Source organism: Actinomadura rugatobispora, assembly GCF_042656285.1.
Classification (GTDB): Bacteria; Actinomycetota; Actinomycetes; order Streptosporangiales; family Streptosporangiaceae; genus Spirillospora; species Spirillospora rugatobispora.
This window is the reverse complement of the sequence record NZ_JBHSON010000056.1, coordinates 52,598-72,956: the sequence shown is the minus strand read 5'-3', so window position 1 is coordinate 72,956 and position 20,359 is coordinate 52,598. Positions and strand designations below refer to the sequence as shown.

Sequence of the window (20,359 nt, the reverse complement as noted above, 5' to 3'; positions counted from 1 at the left end):
GGGCATCCACACCTGCCCCGGCGCGCCCCTGGCCCGCGCCGAGGCCCGGGTCGCCATCGAGCGGCTGCTGGACCGCACGACCGACATCAGGATCTCCGAGCGCGTGCACGGCCCGGCCGGCGAGCGCCGCTACCGCTACATCCCCACCTACATCCTGCGCGGCCTGACCCGCCTGCACCTGGAGTTGACCCTCCCCCGATGAAGGTCTCGACCGACGAGGACAACCGCCGCGGGCACGGGGTCTGCTTCGCGGTGAGCCCCGAGGTCTTCGACCGAGGTGCCCCACGAAGCGGTGAGAACCGCCGCCTCCCAGTGCCCCGAACGTGCCATCGCAGTGGAGTGACCGCAGGCCGGAACACTAAGGAGAGCCGATGCCCAAGGGATATGTCATCTTGACCGAAGCCATCAAGGACCAGGCGGCGATGGAGGAGTACGGCCGGAAGTCGGCGCCACCGCTGATCGAGTCCCGTGCCCGCGTCCTGGCGGTCGATACGGAGCCGCTGACCCTGGAAGGGGAATGGCACGGGAACCGGACGGTCGTCCTGGAGTTCGAGTCGGTCGAGGCGGCTCACGCCTGGTACGGATCGGAGTCCTACCAGGAGGCCCTGCCGCTCCGCCTGGCCGCGGCCGACTGCAACCTCGTCATCCTCTCCGGCTTCGAAAGGCCCGCGTGACCATGACGACGAGCACCGACACGACCGGGCCGGAACTGTCCTGCGGGCTCCCACCGGGGCCGGACTTCGCCGATCTCGCCGTGCTGGCCGAGGACCTCGGCTACGCCAGGGTGTGGATCTACGACTCGGCGCCGCTGTGGGAGGACCCCTTCGTCCATCTCGCCCTCGCCGCGGAACGCACCACCCGCATCGGGCTCAGCACCGCCGTGCTCATCCCCGGTCAGCGGTCGGTGATGGCCATGGCCTCAGCGATCGCCGCCATCGCCCGCCTCTCCGACGGACGCTTCCGGGCGTGTTTCGGCACCGGTTTCACCGCCCGCCTGGCGGTGGGGCAGCGCCCCATGACACTGGACGCGCTCGCCGGCTACGTCACCGCCCTCCGCCGGCTGCTGGCCGGGGAGACCGCCACCGTGGACGGCGGCCGCGTCCGGATGCTGCACGCCGACGGCCTGGCCGCGCCCCGTCCGATCGACGTGCCACTGTGGCTCAGCGCCTTCGGCCCGCGAGGCACCGCGCTGGCCGGCGAGGTGGCCGACGGGCTCATCGGACCTCCGCACCCCGCCCTCCCCACCGCGACGATCATCAACGGCACCGTCCTCGACCCGGGCGAGGACCCCGCGTCCGACCGGGTCCGGCAGGCGGTCGGACCGTGGCGGGTCGTGGACTGGCACAACGCCTACGCCAGGGGCGGAGCGGAGGCGGTGGACGCCATGCCCGGCGGCCGCGCCTGGCGCGAAGAACTCGAGGCCCTCGCGCCAGAAGGTGAGCGCCACCTGCTGACCTTCGAAGGCCACGTCACGCACCTCCCCGCCCGCGACCGCCCGCTCCTGGAGCACATCGACATCACCACCATGGTCGGCGACGCGGCGAGCATCGGCAGGAAACTGACACGGCTCGGCGCCGCCGGCTTCCACGAGGTCATCTACACGCCCACCGGCCCCGACGTGGCCCGGGAACTGCGCGCCTTCGCAGCCGCCCACCGGCCGCAGGCGAACCCGGCTCCCCGACGGTCAGGGCTGCCCGTCCCCTGACCGGTGGGCGAAGCGCCCGTACAACGCCCGATCGTGCGCTCGACGAAAGAGGAGTTCATGGACCTGTCCGGAGTCGGTGTCTGGAGCACCCATCTGCGTTACGGCGACCAGGCCGAGTCCGCGGACGCGGCCGCCGAACTCGAGGATCTGGGATTCCGGGCCCTGTGGATCCCTGATGCCGGCGGACCGGTCTTCGACACCGCCGGCCGCCTGCTGACCGCGACCCGCCAGACGATCGTCGCGACCGGAGTCCTCAACCTCTGGATGCACGACCCCGCCGATGCCGCCGCCGGCCACGCGACCCTGTCCGCCGCCCATGGAGACCGGTTCCTGATGGGCATCGGGGTGAGCCACCCGTCCCGGGTCGAAACCGCCGGGTCCGGCCCCTATGGCAAACCCCTGGCCACGATGGCGGCCTTCCTGGACGACCTGGACCGCACCACCCGGCCGGTACCCGCTGAGACCCGGGTCCTCGCCGCCCTCGGCCCCAAGATGATCGAGACCGCCGCCAAGCGCGCCCGCGGAATCCACACCTACCTCGTCACGCCCACGCACACCAGACGGGCTCGCCAGGCTCTGGGCGAGGGTCCACTCGTGATCCCGGAGCAGACGGTGATCCTGACTTCGAACGCGGACGAGGCCCGCGCGATAGGAACCGAGTGGCTGCGGCGCTATCTCGCCCTGCCGAGCTACGCCTACAACCTGGTGCGCCTGGGCTTCCTGCACGAAGACCTGGAGAAGGTGAGCGACCGCCTTTTCGACGCCCTGATTGCCTGGGGAGACGAGGAGGCCATCAAGCGCAGGGTGGACGAGCACCATGCCGCCGGTGCGGACCATGTCTGCGTACAGGTCCTCACCGCCGACCCGAGCGCCTTCCCGCGCCAGCAGTGGCGCCGCCTCGCCCCCGCTCTCTGCTCGACTGCGCGCCGTCCATGATCGCATCGGTCTCGGGCCGGTCTTGACCGACGTACCTGATCCCCGCCGTCGCTTCACCGGGCGCCAGGCATCGTCAAGCGGGGGATCATCGGCGGTCACAACCTTGATCAGGGGCTCTCCGTGCCCTCGGGCGGGGTCGAGGCGGAGGAGTCCCTGGGGGTTTCCGCGGGCCCGGCGTCGGCCATAGCGGCTGCGGTGCCGGCCAAGGCGTCGGCGCCGTACGCGCGGACCTGCCGCCCACGAATGGCCGGGCGTCCCCTTGGCCGGGCCTCTTGCAGGAACATACGGGGGCTTGTGTCCAGGAGCCCATCGCTCATCCCGTTCGCTGCTCGGCCAGCGGTGGCCTGCAGCCTCGGCGATGGCAACGGGATCGGCCCCGACCGGACGAGATGCTTGAGCCGTTCTTCGCGGTCACCCCGCCCACGTAGTTGCTGCGGTGTCTTCATGCTGGATCTATGCCATGCCCACTTTGGCGCCGATCGCCATGGGGAGTGTCGAAAACCGTACAGACCCGCCACCGGCACCTGAGCCGCCGGCCACGACACCGGCGGGCGCCCGTCCTCCCGCAGGACGGGCGCCCGCCCAGCGCCGCCCGGCGCCGGACGTCTCGGGATCAGTAGGTGAACATCCGCTCGCCCATGAGGAGTTTCAGCGGTTCACCGTCGAAGCGGTGTGCGCCGGCGGCGAACTCACCGCCCTCGAAGAGCTCGCCGTCCAGGTCCGGGTCGCCGGTGGCGGTCACGCTGACCGGCTGGGTTCTGCTCAAGGAACCCGGCTTGACCAGGGACAGCTCGGTGAAGCCGGCCGCGCCGAGGGCTTTGAGCAGCGGGTCCAGGGCGGCCAGCCCGGCGCCGTAGGTGGACCAGACCACGACCGCGCCCGGTGCGCAGAGCCGGGGGAGCATACGCACCGTGCGGAGCGTGTCGTCCTGGCCGATGCTCGCGAACGGCCCGCTGATCAGCAGCATGTCGGCCGGCACGGCGCCCAGGTAGGCGTCGGTCGACCCGGCGTCGGCCACGATCACCTCGACGTCCTGGAGGTCTGTACTGCCGATGGCGCCGTACAGGAACGAGGCGTTCAGCGGCTCAAGTTCGATCATCCGCACCGCCAGGTCGTGCCCGCGGGGATGGCTGATCAGCACCGGCAGCAGGTCACGGGCCTGACCTGAGCAGATGCTGACCGCCTTCAGCCGGTGTGGCGGGGCGGCGTCGAGCACCGTGGAGATGATCTCCTGTACGGCGCCGAGCCGGTCGGTCTGCACCGAGCGGATCTCGTCGTACGGAGCGTGCCAGGTGTACCAGGGCTGCTCCTTGAGCGCCGCACCCGGCGGGAAGCCGGGCAGCGTGGTGGCCCCGGCCGGGTGTTGCGGCGCCGGGGCACCGTCGAACGTGCTCATCGAGCGGGGAGGCCCAGTCGCTGCAGCCGGTCCTGGGCCGTGCCCTCGATGACGCACTCGAGCTGTTCGGCGTTCAGCGTGGCCATGCCCTCGATCTTCTTCTGCGCCAGGTGCTCGGCCTCGAACGCGGCCATCGACTCGAAGCGGGCCTCCAGCACCAGGTGGTGCAGCCCGCCGAAGGCCGGCGCCCAGATGTCGTACGGGGTCAGCCCGGCCCCGGCCAGTAGCTCGTTCTTCTTCTTCTGCAGCTCGGTGAAGCGGGGCAGGGTGCCGAACTTCAGGTTCCGCATGATCTGGTGGCGGTAGGTGAGCACGTCTGTTCTCTCCAGGTTCTGCTTGTCTACGGGGTCTGCATGTGCGGAACCTTCACCCAGCCCTGGTCGAACGGGGTGGTGAAGAAGTTGTGCACCCGCATGTACGAGAGGAGCCACATGCCGTTGACGCGGCGGAAGTCGTTGTCGTACTTGCCCGCGATCCACAGCGGCTGGTCACCGCGGTAGGTGCAGGCCTGGAAGTACATGAACCGGCCGGTGGCCTTGTCCGGATCGCCGTCCACGCCCACCTGGATCGCCGTGTTGGTGACGAAGTGCGCGGAGAACGGCATGCGCTCGACGTTCCGGTCGAACTTCTTGATCAGTGCCTCGTGGCCGGTCGCGGCCCAGCCCGGGTTGCCGTGCGGGCCGACGCTCTCCCAGGAGCCGTCCTCGGTGAAGAGCGCTGCGACCTTCCGGCCCTTGCCGGACTCGGCGTCGGTCGCGGCCATGTAGCCGACCATCAGCTGTTCGATGGCCTTCTCCGACTCCAGGACGTCGACCCTGGCGGCCAGGGCCGCGACCAGGGCGCCCACGTCGGTGTCCGCGGCGAGGTCAGTCATCGAGCTCCTCCAGAGCCTTCTGGTAGCGGGTCAGCAGCCAGGTGTTGAGCTGCGGGATATTGGATTCCATCCAGGAGAGGGGGCCGCGGGGCGCGTAGCGGGAGTTCAGGCCCTCCTGGACGGCGGCGGTGGTGACGGCGTCCTGGTGGATGGCCAGGGCCTTGCGCTCCATGAACTTCTCGTAGGCCTCGTGGAAGCCCGGCTCCTCGACCGCGCTCTTCGGGTAGAGGTTCACCCGGCGCAGGTTCATCGAGCCCGGGCCGTTCGGGTGGATGAAGGCCAGCTGCACGAACGTCGGCTGGAGGATGGAGAACAGCATCGGCGGGATGGAGGCGAACATCACCCGCCTGCGCTGCTCCTCGCCCAGGCCCGGGATGATCTGCGTGGTGCGCCTGCCGTCGGTGCTGGCCAGCCCGGCGTTCTCGTCGAGCAGGTAGGTCGGGTGCATGACCTGCCCGTCGCCTTCGTCGAAGGTGATGAAGCGGGCGTTCTTCGCCGGCGCCGCCTCGTGGACGCCCCGGTGCACATAGCTGGTGTGGTACGGCTCAAGGGCGTTGTCGTGATGGATCTTCCAGTTCCACTTCTGGTCCTTGAACTCGACCGGCTTGAGCGGCACCAGCTCCGGGATGCCGAACGTGCGCAGTTCCTCGTCCATCTTCGCGAGGGTCGGCGCGAGCGGTGCGGCGTCGTCGTCGAAGTTGATGAAGACCAGTCCGTGGAAGATCTCGTGCCGGATCTGGGGCAGGCGGATGGTTTCGCGCAGCCGCTTCACCGGAACGGTCGCGGTCATCGAGGGTGCCGCGACCAGCTTGCCGTCCAGCGTGAACTGCCAGTTGTGGTAGGGGCAGACCATCCGGGTGGACGAGACGCAGGTCAGTGACTTCCCCTCGGCCTCCCGCCGCTCCGCCGCCAGGCCGCCGAAGATCGGGTGGCCGCGGTGCCGGCAGACCGCCGACATCACCCGGATGCCGCCCGCCGTGTCGCGCAGCAGGACGATCGGCTCGCCGATGATGGTCATCGGGAGCTGGTCGCCCGGCTCCGGCACCTCGCCCACGTGGCCGACGCACAGCCACTCCCGGGAGAAGACGGCCTCCTTCTCGAACTGCCAGAAGGCCTGGCTGGTGTAGACCTCGGCGGGCAGCAGCCGGGCGGTGGCGACGGGGTCGGTGACGTGGTCGACGTCGGACAGGATCCGACGGGCCTCCGCGATCACGTGTGGTTCCAGGCGCGCGATGCGACTCATGGTTCTCCTCGGGATCTTGTATCCAAAGCTATCCGACGTTTGTTTCGTCAAAATGTCGTGGGGGCGAACCCGGTCGGGGCGTGGAGCGAGTACGGCGCGGTGCGCGGCTGCGCCAGGGGCGCACGACCGGGATGCCGGCCTGGCCGGTGATGCGCGCGGCCCGCTCGTTCACCTCGTGCACCATGGATTGCTCCTCGGCGGGATCGAGCCAGTCGGCGACACCGTCACGGATCACCACCCGACCGGCCACGAGCACGGTGTGGACGTCTCGGCCGGTCGCCTGCCAGGCCAGCATCGCGGCCAGGCTGGGCGCCGGATTGAGGTGCGGCGCGGCGGCGTCCAGCAGGATCACGTCGGCCCGCAGACCGGGAGCGAGGGCCCCCGCCGTCCCCTCGAGGCCGGCCGCGCGGGCACCGCCGACCGTGGCGATCTCGAGCAGTTCCTCGGCGGTGATCGCGCCCGCGTCCTGGTTGACGGCGCGCTGCAGCACACCCAGGGTCTTCAGGTCGGAGAGCAGGTCGCAGCCGTCGTTGCAGTTGGCGTCGTCGGTGCCGATCCCGACCGTGATCGAAGCCTGCAGCATGGCGGGCACCGGCGCGATGCCCGAGCCCAGCACGCCGTTGCTCACCGGCTGGGTGGAGATCCGGGCGTCCGCGGCCGAGATCGACCGCAGGTCCCGCGGCTCCAGATGCACGCCGTGGCCGATCAGCAGGCGGTCGTCGAGAAGGTGGTGAGAGGCCAGGTACTCGACGGGGGACATCTCGGCGACCGGCCTGTCACCCGGGGTCTCGGCCAGATGCAACGCCCAGATGCCGTCGTGCTCGTGCGCCCAGGCCCGGCTCTGGGCCAGGGCCCTCAGGCTCGCCGTCCCGGCGGTGGACGGGGAGGCGCAGACCCGGATCCGTCCCGCGGCCGCCCGATCGTGCCGCCGGTACATCTGCTCCAGATCGGCCAGGATCGCATCGGTGTCACGCAGGACGGACGCCGACCGCACGCCGGGTTCGCGGGCCCTGACCGTGTTCATCAGATCCGGAGACCCCGGTCGGCGGGCGTCGCTGAACATCCGGGCGTAGACGGCGCGGATGCCGGTTTCGCTGAGGACGCGCACCGCCGTGTCGATCGCCGGGAGCGGGTCGAACGGGTGCACATGGTCGTTCAGCACGACCGTGGTCACCCCCGCACGGAGACTCTCCAGCACGTAGTGCCGCAGTCCCAGCTCCAGGTCGGCCAGTGTGTACTGGGCCAGACCGGGATAGAGATCGTTGAAGAGCCAGTCGGTGAGGTCACGGTCCTGGTTTCCGCCGGCCCGCAGCAGGATCTGTGATCCGTGGGTATGCGCGTTGATCAGCCCGGGCATCACCACCGAGCGGGCCGCGTCGATTCTCTCGCAGGCTTCCGGAAGCTCCACCTCGTCCGCGGCGCCGACCGCGATGATGGTGTCGTCCTCGATCAGGACGGTGCCCCGGTCGAGGACGCGGCGTTCGGCGTCCATGGTGAGGACTCGGCCGCCGACGATGGCTTTGAGGGTCATGCCTCGATCCCGCATCCTTCGATCTCACGGTGGGCTAGGAGGGTGGCCGCGACGATGGCCGCATAACCGGTGCAGCGGCAGAGGTTTCCGTCGAGTGCGCGGCGGACCGTCGCGGCGGTCAGCGGCTTCTCATGGCGCTCGCGCAACAGGGCCGACAGGGTGACCAGCATTCCGGGCGTGCAGTAGCCGCACTGGACCGCACCTTCGGCGGCGAAGGCCTCGACCAGCCTCGCATCGGCCGCGGTCTTCACCGTCGCTACTTCGCACCCGTCCGCCTCGGCCGCGCTGACCAGGCACGACGGAACCGGGGTGCCCTCCAGTAAGACCGTGCAACTGCCGCAGTGGCCGGCGTCGCATCCGGTCGGCAGCGGGTGGGCGGCGGCTTCGATCAATTGCCGCAGGCTCGACCAGGGATGCGCGTCGGCGTTGACCGGTTCGCCGTCCAGGGTGAATTTCATGGTGTCGCCTCCAGGACGCGGCGTACGAGAACGCCGAACAGGTGCGAGCGCTCGGCGCAGGCCGCGGCCACCTCGTCGAGCGGTGCCCGCTGGGCGAGGAGCCGCTCGGCGTCGTGCAGGCGCTCGGGCCGTGCCGTTCGCAGCCGCGCGACCAACCGGACGCGGGGGGCGTGCGCCGCCGGGCCCGCGGGCGCGGATCGGCGCGGCCACGCGATCGCGACGGCCGCCTCGGGCGCCGCGACGGTGGGACGAACGCCGGTGCGGGCGTAGCGCAGGCGCCGCGGGATGTCCGCCTCCACCGCGATGACCAAGCCCGGGTCGGTGCCGCTGAGCACCTCGTCGAGGCCGACCGCGCCTTCCGGGGTGATGAGGACCGCGCCGGTGGCGAGGAGGGGCACGGCGAGGTCGCGGCGCCCGCCTTCGGCCGCGAGGAGATTGCCGACGATCGTCGCCCTCCGGCGGACGGCGGCGGTGGCGAACCAGCCGACGTCCTCCGGCAGGAGATGAGCGATCGTCCGGGCTCGGTGAACCGTGGTACGGGCATCGAACCGGATCCGTCCCTCGCGGATCCTCGGAGGTTCCGGAGCGATGCCGCTCAGCGGGATCAGCGTGGTGGGGCGGAGCGTGCCGGTGTTGAACCGGGGCAGCAGCGCGGTGCCGCCGGCCAGCACGATGGCGTCCGGGTGCTCGCGGTACATCGCCTCGGCCTCGGCCCAGGTGCGGGGCCGCAGCACGACGCCCGGACGCGCGGTCCGACTTTCGGCGCCGGGAGCGGAACGTGCGTGATCACGGGGTACTCGGTGAGTTCGGCCGGCGGGGATGCTGTTCACCGGAGTGCCGGCGGCCGCTCTCAACGCGGCGGCCACGGCCGCCGGGCTGGAGACCAGGGGGCCCTCGCCGATCCCCTTGGCTCCGAACGCCAGCCGCTCGTCCGCGTTCTCCAGCGGAACGGCGATCACCTCGGGGACGTCGCCCGCCGTCGGCAGCAGGTAGTCGCCGAAACCCGTGACCTCGGGACGGCCTTCGGCGTCCACGGGGATCTCCTCGAACAACGCCAAGCCCGCACCCTGCACCGAGCCGCCGATCAGCTGGCCGCGCACGCCGACCGGGTCGATGGCCCGGCCCACGTCCTGCGCGACGACCAGCTGCACGAGCCGGGCCGTGCCGAGCTCGACGTCCACGTCCACCACCGCGCGGTGCGCCACGAGCTGGAACGCCTGGTGGAGGGTGCCGGTGCCGCTGACCTTGTCCGCCTCCTCCGTCGCCATGCCCGGGTTCGTCACCTCCGCGTTCAGCACGGTGCCGCCCAGCAGCTCGGGCAGGCCGATCGTCTGCCAGTGCGGGCGTCCCCGGGCTTCGGCCAGTTCGGTCAACCGGGCGAGCAGTTGACGGCAGGCCAGGTCGGCCGCTCCGCCGCTGGCCATCGACTGGCGGCTGGCCTTGGAACCGCCCGCGTCCGGAAGACGCGTCGTCGCGTCGTCCAAACGAACGGGGATGCCCGGGAAGTGGCTTCCGGCGATGCGCGTCAGCACCGACCCGACGCCCTGGCCCACCTCCGCCGCCGCGCTGAGGATCGTCAGGCCGGTGGCGTCGAGCCGGAGCCTGATGCCGGCCGGGTCGGGACGGCCGTCGCCGAGACCCGCGCTCTTGACGCCGATCGCGTAGCCCACGCCTCGTCGTGAGGTGTCGTGCCGCGCCGTGCCTGACGGCAGGGGGACGTCGTCCAAGGCGGACAGGACCGCGGAGGGGGAGGCCGTCCCGGTCAAGGGCTGGTGACTGGTGGAGAGCGGCTCGTTCCGGGACAGCAGGTTGCGGTGGCGCAGCGCGCGCGGGTCCAGGCCCAGTTCGGCGGCCAGCAGGTCGATCGTGGACTCGATGCCGAAACACACCTGCGTGGCGCCGAATCCGCGGAGGGCGCCGGAGACCGGGTTGTTGGTGTAGACCGCCCGGGTGCGGACGCGCACCGACGGGATGCGGTACGGCCCGGCGGCGAAGTAGTGCACGATCTTGCAGATCGGCAGGGACGTGCTGGCGTAGGCGCCGCCGTCGAGCAGGATCTCGGCGTCGAGGGCGACCAAGCGGCCGTCGTGGTCGGCGGAGAGGGTGTAGTCCATCGTCGCCGGGTGCCGATGCGGGTGGGCCTTCAGAGACTCGGCCCGGCCGTAGACCGCGCGAACCGGGCGCCCGGTCCTCAGCGCGGCCAGGCAGAGGTGGACGTGCAGGGTGATGTCCTCGCGTCCGCCGAACGCCCCGCCCACCCCGGCCAGGCGCACCAGCACCTTCTCCGGCGGCAGGCCCAGGGCGAGGGCGATCGAGCGGCGGTCCTCGTGCACGTCCTGCGTGGCCACGTCGAGCACCACCGAGCCGTCCGGTCCGGGAGTCGCGAGCCCGGCCTCGGGCGCGAGGAAGGCCGCGTCCTGCCTGCCGGTTCGCCAGCGGGCGCCGACCTTGACCGGGCCGTGCAGGCCGTCCCCGTGCCGCAGGTCCAGCTCCGTGACCAGGTTGGAGGCCGGCCCGACCAGCGGAGCTCCCGCCTCCAACGCCAGGAACGGGTCGAGAAGCGGCTCGGTGGGCCGGATCACGGGCTCGACCAGTTCGGCCATGCGCCGTGCCGCTTCGGCGGTCTCGGCCACCGCGAACGCGATCGGCTCGCCGGCGTACCGGATCCGGTCGATCGCGAGGACCGGGGTGTCGGCGACCTTGAGCCCGAGCAGCCGCGAGCCGGGGACGTCGCCGGCCGTCAGCACCAGCCGTGCACCGGGGACCCGCATCGCCGCATCGACCCGGACGCCGTCCAGCCGGGCGCTCGCGATCGTGCTGCGCACCGTCACGCCGTGCAGTTCGCCCGGGGCGTGCAGGCCCGTGGCATAGGGGAAGTCACCGGCGAGTTTCGCCGCGGCGTCGGGCCGGACGCCGCTCGATCCGACCCTGAGGCCGGAACCGGGGCCGTTCGGAGTCCGCCGGCTCATCGGGCCACCCGAGGGGTGCGGCTCAGCGGTGCGGTCAGAACGACGGCGCGGCAGGTGAAGCCGCCGAGTCTCGGCGGCGCCGCGGCCAGGCCCCGGCCTGGTGGGCAGGACGGCCCCGCGGCCGGGACCTGGACGCCGAGGCGCAGAACCCATCGCCCGGCGGCGGTGAATCCGATCGCCGCGTCGGCGCCCTGGGTGTAGCCGGTACCGGCGGTGGTCTCCGCCACGGTCGCCACGGTGCTCCTTCCGGCGGTGTGCGGGTGAAGAGGGCCCGAGCCGCCGGGGGTTCGCGTTCCCGGCAGCCTGGGCGTGCAGTGCGGTGGATCAGCCGGCCAGCCCGATGGCGGGGTCGACGAACTCGTTGGTGAACAGGTCGGCCGGCTTCAGGCCGTCCTTCACCGACTTGTTCTGGTTCGCCAGGATCGGCTTCAGGACGTCGATCATCTTCTGCATTCGGGCCGCGTCGAAGTTGCCCAGCGTGCCCTTGGCGTCGTTGGTGATGAGCTTGCGCTCCTTGATCACCTTGATCGCGTCGGCGTTGAGCCCGGCCGAGGTCTTGCTGGGGGAGCTGAGCTCCTCGTTCATCGTGGTGATGCGCTTGGTGATCGGCGTCGGGTCGGCCAGGTAGCCGGCCGTGGCCTTCTGCGCCATCGGCACGAACGCCTTCAGGCAGGAGGAGTGCTTCTCGATCTGGTCCGGCACCATGGAGAGCATGGACGCGTAGTTGTGGTAGCCCGAGTCGTACACCAGCAGCGAGCCGATCGGCTTCTTCCACTGCGCGTACTCGTTCGTGAACTTGTACGGCTCACTGGTGATCAGGCCGGACTGCACGTCCTTGCCGCCGTCGGCGATGAAGGTGTCGGGCCCGCCGCTGTAGGAGCCGTCGAGCTGGCTCTTCTTGATCTGGCCTGAACCGACCAGGTAGTCCATGTAGGTGGAGCCCTCGAAGTAGAGCACCTTGGCGTTGGTCTTGCCGATGTCGGCGATGCTCCGGAAGTCGTAGGTCGCCGGGTCGAAGACCAGAACCTGCGGGTCCTTGTCGAAGTAGTTCATCACGGCCTTGGTCGGCTGCTTGGCCGAGTTCTGGATCGCCTCGTCCGAGGCCAGCAGGCCGATGTTCATCGTGTCGCTGTCGTCCGCCGTGTAGAGCTGGGTGGTGACCTGCTGGTTGCCGGTCAGCGGGCCGCCCGCGCGCACCTCGACCTTCACGCCCGCGACGTTGCCGGAGTAGACGCCGGCCTTCTTGTCGAACGTGCCGTTCGGGCCGATCAGGTTGTACATGCCTCCGTACTCGGCCTCGGGGAACCAGCTGGTCTGGATCGCGATGGTCGAGGGGCACTTGGCGTCGACCAGGGCGCCGGTACCGGAGCCGGCCGCGGCGCCGTCCGATCCACTGTCACCGCCGCCGCAGGCGGCCGTCGCCGCGAGCATCAGCACCGTCGGCACGATGAGGAGCATCTTGCGCTTCATGGTTCTCCTTGGAAGAGGGCAGGGCAGAGCTGTTCGAGGGGCGGAGCTGTTTGAAGGGCGGAGCGGTTACCAAAGGCGGGAGCCGGTTCAGAGGCGGAGCGGTCAGTCCCGGACGGAGGCGTGCCAGTTCTTCAGGACCCGCCGCGTGATCAGCGTGTTCAGGATGAACAGCACCAGGCCGAGCAGGGACGAGAAGATCAGCGCCGTGTAGAGCCTTTCGGTCTCCAGGTTGGTGCGGTAGACGTCGAGCAGCCGGCCGATGCCCGGGTCACCCTGGCGGAAGAAGAAGTCCGCGACGATCGCGCCGATCACGGCCAGACCGCCCGAGGTGCGCAGACCGGTGAGGACGCTCGGCATGGCGGAGGGGAGGTCCAGCCGCCAGAACCGTTCCAGGCGGCCGGTCTTCATCAGCGTGAACAGGTCGCGCTGGCTCGGCTCGACCGACTGCAGGCCGAACAGGGTGCTGGTGATGATCGGGAACAGGGCGAGGATCGTGCAGATGATGATGCGGCTGGACGAGCCGTAACCGAACCACAGGCCGACGAGCGGGGTCATCGCCAGAACCGGGAGCGTCTGCAGGATCACGGCGTAGGGATAGAACGAGCGCTCCACCCACTTCGCCTGCGACATCATGATCGCGAACAGGGTGCCGACGCAGATCGCGATGGCGAAGCCGGACAGCGCCACGATCGCGGTCGTCCGCAGGCCCTCGAGGATCTCGCTGAGGTTCTCCCAGTCGAGCATCCCGACCCTGACCACCTCGTGCGGGGGCGGCAGCAGGAACCGGCGGCGCTCCGACAGCAGCACGTAGGAGACCAGGTACCAGATGCCGATCGCGGCGAGGAAGACGCCGATCGGGGGCAGGACGGTCCTCAGCGTGCCGGTCAGGCCGCCGGACTTCTTCGCGGCGACGCCAGAGGTCGCCGGAGCGGCCACCACGGCGGCGGCCGGGGTGTCGGTGGTGGTCACTGTGCTGCCTCCCGCGCTGGGCTCGGTCTCGGTCCGGGTGGCGGGCCGCGCGCTCACGCGGCGGCCCGCAGGCACTCGCCGATCTCGCCGGTCAGCCGCGCGAAGGCCGCGTCGGCGCGCAGCGAGGGTTCGCGGTCCGCGTCGAACGGGACGTCGAAGTCACCGACGATGCGTCCCGGCCGGGCCGACATCACCACCACCCGGGTGGAGAGGAACGCCGCCTCGGCGATCGAGTGCGTGACGAAGACACCGGCGAAGCGCTGAGCCCGGAAGATGCGCAGCAGCTCACCGTTCAGCCGCTCCCGGGTGATCTCGTCGATCGCGCCGAACGGCTCGTCGAAGAGGAACAGCTCCGGGTCCAGGGTGAGCGCCCGCGCCAGACTGGCCCGCATCTTCATGCCGCCGGACAGCTGGCTCGGGTAGTTGTCCTCGAATCCCTGAAGCCCGACCATCTCGATCGCCGCCTGTGCCTTCTCCCGCCGCACCGGCTTGGCCAGGTGCTGCAACTGGGTGCAGAGCTCCACGTTGCCGGTCACGGTGCGCCAGGGCAGCAGGGTCGGGTCCTGGAACACGTAGCCGATGGCGTCGGTGGACACGTCCATGCTGCCGCCCGTCCGGGTCTCCAGGCCCGCCGCGATCCGCAGCAGCGTGCTCTTACCGCAGCCGGACGGGCCCACGAGGGAGACGAACTCACCGCGCCGCACGGCCAGGTCCACGTTGTCCACCGCGTGCACGCCGGTGCCGAAGCGCATGTCGACGCCGCGCATGTGCAGCAGAGTGCCGTGCCGGGCCGAACGCTTCTCGTCCTTCGCCGGAGCGGCGGTCGCCTTCGTGCTCATGTTCTGTCCTCGGTGTCGTGGCGGAAATCGTTGGCGGGGTGCACCAGTAGTCCGGCGCCGTGGCCGGCGGCCAGCGACTCCAGCAGGGTGACCACCGACCAGGGGGTGACGGCGGAGGTGCGGCCCCCGGAGCCGGGTGCGACCGCGTTGGTCACTCCCAGCTCGTACTCACCGAGCGGTGAGGACATCGTCACCAGGTGCCGGGTCCGGGCGGCGGCGGGATCGGCGACCATCACCACGGTCACCTCGTCCAGCCCGATGGTGGCCAGGGCCAGGGCGACCGCGACGTTGGCCGTCCTCGGGTACTCCCTCGCCGCGCTCCGGGCCGACCCGCGGAAGACCTCGATCGGACGGTCGGTCTCGACGCCGAGCGCGGACGGGCGCTTCGTCGTGGTCAGCACCACCGACGCCCGTACCGGCCGGTCGCCCGCGAGCCGTCCGGCGGGCGCGCTCAGCGCACGGCCGGCGGCGGCGAACAGGTCGAGGCCGCCGATCGCGCCGGACGGCACGAGCACCCGCCCGGTGCCGTCGCCATCGGCCAGTTCTCGGGTGAAATCAAGGTCGGCGAGGACACCGCACGAGCAGAGGACGACGTCCACCCCGGCCGCGATCGCCCGTGGGACCCAGGCGCGGGCCGCCTGCGCCCCCGCCGACTCGACGAGAACGTCGATGCCGCTGAGCAGGTCGGCGGGTGACAGGGCCGTGGTGGAGCGGATCGTGCCTGCCGGGGAGCAACCCGCGATGTGGCCCGCCCCCAGCAGGTCGGCGATCGTGCCGCCGAGCGCGCCGACGCCGAGGAGACCCACCCGCAGACCTCCGGTCATCCCGATCGTGCTCATAGCGCGACCGCCGCGGCGTCCTGGCGCGGGTCGGCGGCGGCGACCAGCGTGCCGTCGGCCTCCCGCCGGACGATCGTGTGAGCGGACCGGGCGCCGAACTCGGCCAGTTGCGCGCCTTCTCGCGACAGGTCGCCTCCGGCGGCGAACTCCCACCGCGGCGAGGCCAGGGCGGCGCCGAGCGCGGCGGGTGTGAAGTCGGGCGTGGGCCGCAGCAGCCGCTGCAGCACTTGGGCGTTCCAGGGCACCTGCTGCTCGCCGCCGGGCGTGGCGCCGAGGACCCAAGAGCCGGTGGTGTCCCGGGCGCCCCAGGCGTGGAGCGTGGTCGGCGGCCGGGATCCCGGATGGGGGGCGTTCGGGTGGTCAGGGATGAAGGTGAAGCCGCGGCCGGCCCGGTTGGACAGCACCAGGTCCAGCCCGGGCACCACCAGTCCGCTGCCGTACCTGGGGAACGAGTTGGAGTGCACGAGTACCACGAGGTTGCCCTCGGCGTCGGCCGCGGCGATCGTGGAGGTACCGTCGACCAGCGCGGGCGGGCGGCCGGTGGGGGCGCGAAGACCGGTCAGGGCCGCCCTCACCGCCTCCGGCGCGGAGCCCGCGGCCAGCGCCTCGAGCAGGGCCGGGCCGTAGGTCGGGGCGGGGGTGGCCCAGACCTCCGTCCCCTCGATCAGCGCGTATCCGGCGTCCGTCTCCAGCGGCGGGACCGGCCGCAGGTCGGCCATCTCCAGGACACCGCCGTGCCCGGCGACGTAGGTGCAGATCCGCTCACCGAGCGCACCGGTGAAGAGCTCGGCGCCGCGGCGCGCGAATTCGGCCAGGACGTCGGCCAGGCCGGGCAGGCGCACCCGGGAACCGGGCGGGATCGGGCCGCTGGAGGGAGAGTAGCGGGTGCCCTCCGGCTGCCAGGCGGTGAGCACGTCGAGGGACTCGGCGACCAGCCTGTGGTTGACCGAGGACCAGCTGAAACCGCGTCGGGCCAGGTCGATCGCGGGCTGGGCGAGTGCGGCCAGACCGAGCCGGCCGCGCGCGGCCAGGGCGGCGTAACCGGCGGGGGCGCCGGGCACGCCGACCGACAGCGGGCCGGTCACGGAGCGGGCCCAGCCGCCTGCCGCGGCGGCCTGGTAGAGCCGGGCCGGGGCACGGCCGATGGAGAGCAGGGATGCCGGACGATCGGCGCCTGGCCCCAGGTGCAGGGCCACGACGTCACCCGCCAGGCCGCATTTCGACGGCAGCAGGACGGTCTCGGCCAGGGCGGCGGCCACCGCCGAGTCGAATGCGTTACCGCCCTGGAGCAGCGTCGCGGTGCCGACCGCGGCGGCGGGGCGCACACCGGTCGCGATCGCGCCCAGGGTGCCGGAGGCGACCGCCCGTCGCGCCAGTTCGGCGTGCTGCGTCATTCGCCCGGGTTCACTTGGCTCGGACCGTAGTGGCGCAGTTCGATGGTGTTCCCGTCGGGGTCGTCGACGTACAGCAGGTCGGCCGGGCCCAGCGCGCCCCAGCGGCGGTGCGGGCCGTCGGCGCCCGCGAACTTCTCCTTCAGCGCGTACAGGTCGGTCTCGTCGATGACCAGCGCGAAGTGCGAGACGTTGGTGCCGGTCGCCTCGTTGCGGGCGTCCAGATCGAGGATCTGGCCGGGGCAGACCTCGACGGAGGGGAAGGGCACGGTGCCGGCGCGGAACTCCTCCAGCCGGTGCACGAGAAACCCGAACTTCTCGGTGTACCAGCGCACCGACGCCTCGGGATCGGTCACGCGGAGGACGATGTGGTCGATCTGCTGGACCCGCACGAGCGCGGTGTCGAGGGTGGCGGGGATGGAGGAGTACGCGATCATGGGGATTTTGTATCCCGACGTGGTAAACGGCAAAGACGCGCGTTGTAACAAGCCTGTTTCCGCCTGGCCTGGGGAGATCCGGCCCAGGGAGGAGGATCACGCGATGCGGGCGTCCTCCGTGGTGCATCATGTATCCAAAGATGGTTCTGTCTGATGTCGCCCGGTCACCGGGCACAGGGTGGATGGAGAGCAGAGTGACGACCATCGGCGCCCGGCACCGCAATCTGCGTGACGAAACGGTCGACGAACTACGCCGGCTGATCCTCAAGGGCGACCTCGAGCCGGGTGCCCACCTGACCGAGCTCGCGATCTCCGAACGGCTCGGTGTGTCCCGGCTCCCCGTGCGCGAGGCGTTCCGCCGGCTGGAGACCGAGGGACTGCTGGAGGCGCTGCCCCGGCGCGGCGTCCGGGTGGTGCAGCTGGACAACGACGAGCTGGAAACCGTGCGTGAGATGCGCGTCGCGCTGGAACTGATGGCCGTCAGACGCACGGTCGAGCGCGGCGACGAGGACATCCTCGCCGAGCTGCGGGCCCTGCTCAAGGCCGGAAACGAGCAGTCGCACGAGGTGGACGCCGCGACGTTGGACAAGCTGAACGACGAGTTCCACGAGCTGCTCTCCCGGGGCAGCGGATCCCGGTTCCTCGCCGACTCGCTGCGCGCCGTCCGCAACCAGGCCCACCACCTGGTCGGCGGCAAGAGCGCGGCGGTCGGGCACTCCTGGGAGGAGCACGCCCGGATCATCGAGGCGGTGCTCTCGCGCGACGCCGAGTTCGCCATGCTGCTGATGCGCCGTCACCTCACCGCCCGGCACGAGAACCAGGGCCGCGCCAAGGGCGTGGCCCGGGAGTCCTCGTCCTAACGGGTGAAGTACTCCACCGGCTCGCTCAGGTGAGGGCGGAGAACCCCGCAGGGGGTCGAGCCCGCACTCAAGGCCGTCTTCGACCCCAAGAATCTGCACGCGACAACCGCAACGGACCCTGGTCCTCACCGTCCAGGACAAGGCTCCTGCGAACAGGGTGTCGGCGCCGTCGGCGAGGCAGGTCAGGCCGACGATGTTCGCGGTGATGGGGAGAGCGCTTCGGCGATGCGTGCCAAGGGTCAGATCGCCGACTGTGAGACCAAGCTGGCCCGCCACCGTGCCGCCTTGGAGGCGGGTGCCAACCCGGTCACGGTCGCGACCTGGATGGCCGACACCGAAGCCCAGCTCGCGGCGGCCCAGGCCAAGCTTCGTGCCGCGTAGGGCGGCAGCGCCGGATCTTGACCGGGGAGGCGATCGAGAAGGCTGGTCACTGGGCTGGGTGATCTTGTTAATGCCCTGCGAGACGCCGATGCGGCGGCGCGTCAAGGCGTCTACCATCCCCTGGGCGTCCGGCTCGTCTACGTCCCTCAGAAACGCGAAATCCGGGCCGAGGCGAACCTCGACCCGGATCGGATCATGATGTCCACCGCCCCCATTTGGGGGAACGGTACGTGTCCGAGGGGGGACTTGAACCCCCATGCCCCGTGAAGGGCACTAGCACCTCAAGCTAGCGCGTCTGCCTATTCCGCCACCCGGACATGCCGCAAGGGCGTTGCGGCGGGCTTCACCATACCAAAGGTCCAGACTCGCGGCGAAGTCGAGGACGGGGCACGATGGTCGGGTACGAGACGGCGGCGCGAAGGTGATCACTGTGGACGAGGTCGTCCAGCTTTGTCAGGAACTGATCCGGATCGACACCAGCAACCCGGGTGATCATTCCGGGCCCGGTGAGCGGGTGGCGGCGGAGTACGTGGCGGAGAAGCTGGCCGAGGTGGGGCTGGAGCCGCAGATCTTCGAGTCGCATCCGAAGCGGACCAGCCTCGTCGCGCGGATCGAGGGCGAGGATCCGTCGCGGGACGCGTTGCTCCTGCACGGGCACTTGGACGTGGTGCCTGCGCGCAAGGAGGACTGGACGCACGACCCGTTCGGCGGGGAGATCGCCGACGGGTGCGTCTGGGGGCGCGGGGCCGTGGACATGAAGAACATGGACGCGATGATCCTGGCCGTGGTGCGGCAGCGCCTGCGGGAGGGGCGGAAGCCTCCGCGGGACGTGGTGCTCGCCTTCCTGGCCGATGAGGAGGCCGGGGGCAAGTGGGGGGCCCAGTGGCTCGTTCAGGAGCATCCGGAGCTGTTCGAGGGGTGCACGGAGGCCGTGGGGGAGGTCGGGGGGTTCAGCCTGACCGTCCCGGGCGACCGGCGGATGTACCTGATCGAGACGGCGGAGAAGGGCATCGCCTGGATGCAGTTGACGGCCGACGGGACGGCCGGGCACGGGTCGATGGTGCATCCGGACAACGCGGTGACGGCCCTGGCGGCGGCGGTCGGACGGCTCGGGTCGCACGAGTTCCCGATCCGGCTGACCAAGACGGTGCGGGCCTTCCTGGAGCGCGCCTGCATGGCGTATGGGGTGGAGTTCGATCCGGACGATCCGGAGAAGTGCCTCGCGGAGATCGGCCCGCTCGCGCGCATGATCGGGGCGACGCTGCGGAACACGCTCAATCCGACCCGACTGGATGCCGGATATAAGACGAATGTCATTCCGCAGGAGGCGACGGCCCAAGTGGACGGGCGCTTCCTGCCGGGGTACGAAGCGGAATTCTTCGCCACCGTGGACGAACTGCTCGGTCCGGATGTGCGGCGCGATTTCGTGCACCACGACCATGCCGTGGAGACCGAGTACGAGGGCGCCCTCGTCGCGGCGATGGAGTCCTCCCTGACCTCGGAGGACTCCGGTGCGCTGCCCGTCCCCTACTGCCTCAGCGGCGGGACGGACGCCAAGGCCTTCGCCAGGCTGGGGATGCGCTGCTACGGGTTCGCGCCGCTCCGGCTTCCCCCGGATCTGGACTTTTCGGGAATGTTCCACGGAATCGACGAACGGGTGCCGATTGACGGACTCCAGTTCGGGGTCCGGGTTCTCGACCGCTTCCTTGATCGCGCTTGAGATTTTTTCCGGGGAAAGACTCTTCGTATTGCCGTGCGTGGTGATACGGTTACTTTCCGTACGGGCGATTGGCTCGCCCTTGGGGGTTCCGCAACCGACGGGGAGCACTGGTGGCGCGTGGCGTGGTGAACGGAGGTGCGGTCGCCGTCCTGCTGCGCCGCGGCGCCACCACCGGCCGTAAGGTCCTCCGGCTGTTCGCGGCCGGTGGGCTCCTCGTCGTCGGGTGGTCGCCGGGTGGTACGGCCTGGGCTCATAGTGCCGTGCCGCCCGGCGACGCCCGACGAGCAGCCGCGGATGAGACGCGGGGGCGGGTTGTCTCTGGTGCATGGGCCCGGGGTCGT

Annotated in this window: 20 protein-coding genes, 1 tRNA gene and 1 pseudogene; 7 read left to right on the top strand and 15 right to left on the bottom strand. The window is 70.9% G+C overall.

The window, feature by feature from the left end; all coding sequences use genetic code 11:
* The 4 genes and pseudogenes from ACFPZN_RS34035 to ACFPZN_RS34020 all read left to right on the top strand — a co-directional run.
* A pseudogene (locus ACFPZN_RS34035) lies at positions 1 to 202 on the top strand (hypothetical protein); the annotation flags it as partial.
* A gap of 169 nt (positions 203 to 371) precedes the next feature.
* Complete coding sequence (locus ACFPZN_RS34030) at positions 372 to 674, top strand: DUF1330 domain-containing protein (RefSeq protein WP_378286420.1); 303 nt, start codon at positions 372 to 374, stop codon at positions 672 to 674.
* A 2-nt stretch (positions 675 to 676) separates the two neighbouring features.
* A complete protein-coding gene (locus tag ACFPZN_RS34025) occupies positions 677 to 1,705 on the top strand; it encodes an LLM class flavin-dependent oxidoreductase (RefSeq protein ID WP_378286419.1) in 1,029 nt (342 codons plus the stop codon).
* Positions 1,706 to 1,708: 3 nt separating this feature from the next.
* Positions 1,709 to 2,641, top strand: a complete 933-nt coding sequence (locus ACFPZN_RS34020; RefSeq protein WP_378286418.1) for an LLM class F420-dependent oxidoreductase — start codon at positions 1,709 to 1,711, stop codon at positions 2,639 to 2,641.
* A 613-nt stretch (positions 2,642 to 3,254) separates the two neighbouring features.
* Here ACFPZN_RS34020 and ACFPZN_RS34015 read toward each other — a convergent pair.
* The 14 genes from ACFPZN_RS34015 to ACFPZN_RS33950 all read right to left on the bottom strand — a co-directional run bounded on the left by ACFPZN_RS34015 (position 3,255) and on the right by ACFPZN_RS33950 (position 17,057).
* Positions 3,255 to 4,037, bottom strand: a complete 783-nt coding sequence (locus ACFPZN_RS34015; RefSeq protein WP_378286417.1) for a hypothetical protein — start codon at positions 4,035 to 4,037, stop codon at positions 3,255 to 3,257.
* Entirely contained in the window at positions 4,034 to 4,351 is a 318-nt protein-coding gene (locus ACFPZN_RS34010; RefSeq protein WP_378286416.1) for a hypothetical protein, read from the bottom strand. The genes ACFPZN_RS34015 and ACFPZN_RS34010 overlap by 4 nt, the downstream gene beginning before the upstream one ends.
* A gap of 26 nt (positions 4,352 to 4,377) precedes the next feature.
* Positions 4,378 to 4,911: a nuclear transport factor 2 family protein gene (locus ACFPZN_RS34005; protein ID WP_378286415.1), complete on the bottom strand. Its 534-nt coding sequence runs from the start codon at positions 4,909 to 4,911 to the stop codon at positions 4,378 to 4,380.
* Positions 4,904 to 6,154, bottom strand: coding sequence for an aromatic ring-hydroxylating oxygenase subunit alpha (locus ACFPZN_RS34000; RefSeq protein ID WP_378286414.1), 1,251 nt, complete (start codon positions 6,152 to 6,154; stop codon positions 4,904 to 4,906). Before ACFPZN_RS34000 ends, ACFPZN_RS34005 begins: the two co-directional genes overlap by 8 nt.
* A 28-nt stretch (positions 6,155 to 6,182) precedes the next feature.
* The gene (locus ACFPZN_RS33995) at positions 6,183 to 7,685 is read right to left on the bottom strand and encodes an amidohydrolase family protein (RefSeq protein ID WP_378286413.1); all 1,503 of its coding nucleotides are present in this window, start codon (positions 7,683 to 7,685) and stop codon (positions 6,183 to 6,185) included.
* A complete protein-coding gene (locus ACFPZN_RS33990) occupies positions 7,682 to 8,143 on the bottom strand; it encodes a (2Fe-2S)-binding protein (RefSeq protein WP_378286412.1) in 462 nt (153 codons plus the stop codon). The genes ACFPZN_RS33995 and ACFPZN_RS33990 overlap by 4 nt, the downstream gene beginning before the upstream one ends.
* Positions 8,140 to 11,112, bottom strand: a complete 2,973-nt coding sequence (locus ACFPZN_RS33985) for a molybdopterin cofactor-binding domain-containing protein (RefSeq protein ID WP_378286411.1) — start codon at positions 11,110 to 11,112, stop codon at positions 8,140 to 8,142. Before ACFPZN_RS33985 ends, ACFPZN_RS33990 begins: the two co-directional genes overlap by 4 nt.
* Positions 11,109 to 11,348, bottom strand: a complete 240-nt coding sequence (locus ACFPZN_RS33980) for a hypothetical protein (protein ID WP_378286410.1) — start codon at positions 11,346 to 11,348, stop codon at positions 11,109 to 11,111. Before ACFPZN_RS33980 ends, ACFPZN_RS33985 begins: the two co-directional genes overlap by 4 nt.
* Before the next feature lie 88 nt (positions 11,349 to 11,436).
* On the bottom strand, positions 11,437 to 12,582 hold the full coding sequence (locus ACFPZN_RS33975; RefSeq protein ID WP_378286409.1) for a hypothetical protein: 1,146 nt from the start codon (positions 12,580 to 12,582) through the stop codon (positions 11,437 to 11,439).
* A 102-nt stretch (positions 12,583 to 12,684) separates the two neighbouring features.
* Complete coding sequence (locus ACFPZN_RS33970) at positions 12,685 to 13,551, bottom strand: ABC transporter permease (protein WP_378286408.1); 867 nt, start codon at positions 13,549 to 13,551, stop codon at positions 12,685 to 12,687.
* Between the two features lie 53 nt (positions 13,552 to 13,604).
* Complete coding sequence (locus ACFPZN_RS33965; protein WP_378286407.1) at positions 13,605 to 14,390, bottom strand: ABC transporter ATP-binding protein; 786 nt, start codon at positions 14,388 to 14,390, stop codon at positions 13,605 to 13,607.
* Positions 14,387 to 15,229 carry an aspartate dehydrogenase domain-containing protein gene (locus ACFPZN_RS33960; protein WP_378286406.1) on the bottom strand — a complete coding sequence of 281 codons (843 nt, stop codon included), beginning with the start codon at positions 15,227 to 15,229 and terminating at the stop codon, positions 14,387 to 14,389. The genes ACFPZN_RS33965 and ACFPZN_RS33960 overlap by 4 nt, the downstream gene beginning before the upstream one ends.
* A complete protein-coding gene (locus tag ACFPZN_RS33955; protein ID WP_378286405.1) occupies positions 15,226 to 16,623 on the bottom strand; it encodes a gamma-glutamyltransferase in 1,398 nt (465 codons plus the stop codon). Before ACFPZN_RS33955 ends, ACFPZN_RS33960 begins: the two co-directional genes overlap by 4 nt.
* The gene (locus tag ACFPZN_RS33950; protein WP_378286404.1) at positions 16,620 to 17,057 is read right to left on the bottom strand and encodes a VOC family protein; all 438 of its coding nucleotides are present in this window, start codon (positions 17,055 to 17,057) and stop codon (positions 16,620 to 16,622) included. Before ACFPZN_RS33950 ends, ACFPZN_RS33955 begins: the two co-directional genes overlap by 4 nt.
* Positions 17,058 to 17,251: 194 nt before the next feature.
* Here ACFPZN_RS33950 and ACFPZN_RS33945 point away from each other — a divergent pair, with 194 nt between their 5' ends.
* Positions 17,252 to 17,917: a GntR family transcriptional regulator gene (locus ACFPZN_RS33945; RefSeq protein ID WP_378286403.1), complete on the top strand. Its 666-nt coding sequence runs from the start codon at positions 17,252 to 17,254 to the stop codon at positions 17,915 to 17,917.
* 225 nt (positions 17,918 to 18,142) lie between these two features.
* Positions 18,143 to 18,298, top strand: a complete 156-nt coding sequence (locus ACFPZN_RS33940; RefSeq protein ID WP_378286401.1) for a hypothetical protein — start codon at positions 18,143 to 18,145, stop codon at positions 18,296 to 18,298.
* Positions 18,299 to 18,529: 231 nt separating this feature from the next.
* On the opposite strand, the gene ACFPZN_RS33935 is transcribed toward ACFPZN_RS33940, so the two are convergent.
* Positions 18,530 to 18,615, bottom strand: a tRNA-Leu gene (locus tag ACFPZN_RS33935).
* 104 nt (positions 18,616 to 18,719) lie between these two features.
* Here ACFPZN_RS33935 and ACFPZN_RS33930 point away from each other — a divergent pair.
* Positions 18,720 to 20,018 carry a M20/M25/M40 family metallo-hydrolase gene (locus ACFPZN_RS33930; protein ID WP_378286400.1) on the top strand — a complete coding sequence of 433 codons (1,299 nt, stop codon included), beginning with the start codon at positions 18,720 to 18,722 and terminating at the stop codon, positions 20,016 to 20,018.
* The last annotated feature ends 341 nt before the right edge of the window (positions 20,019 to 20,359 follow it).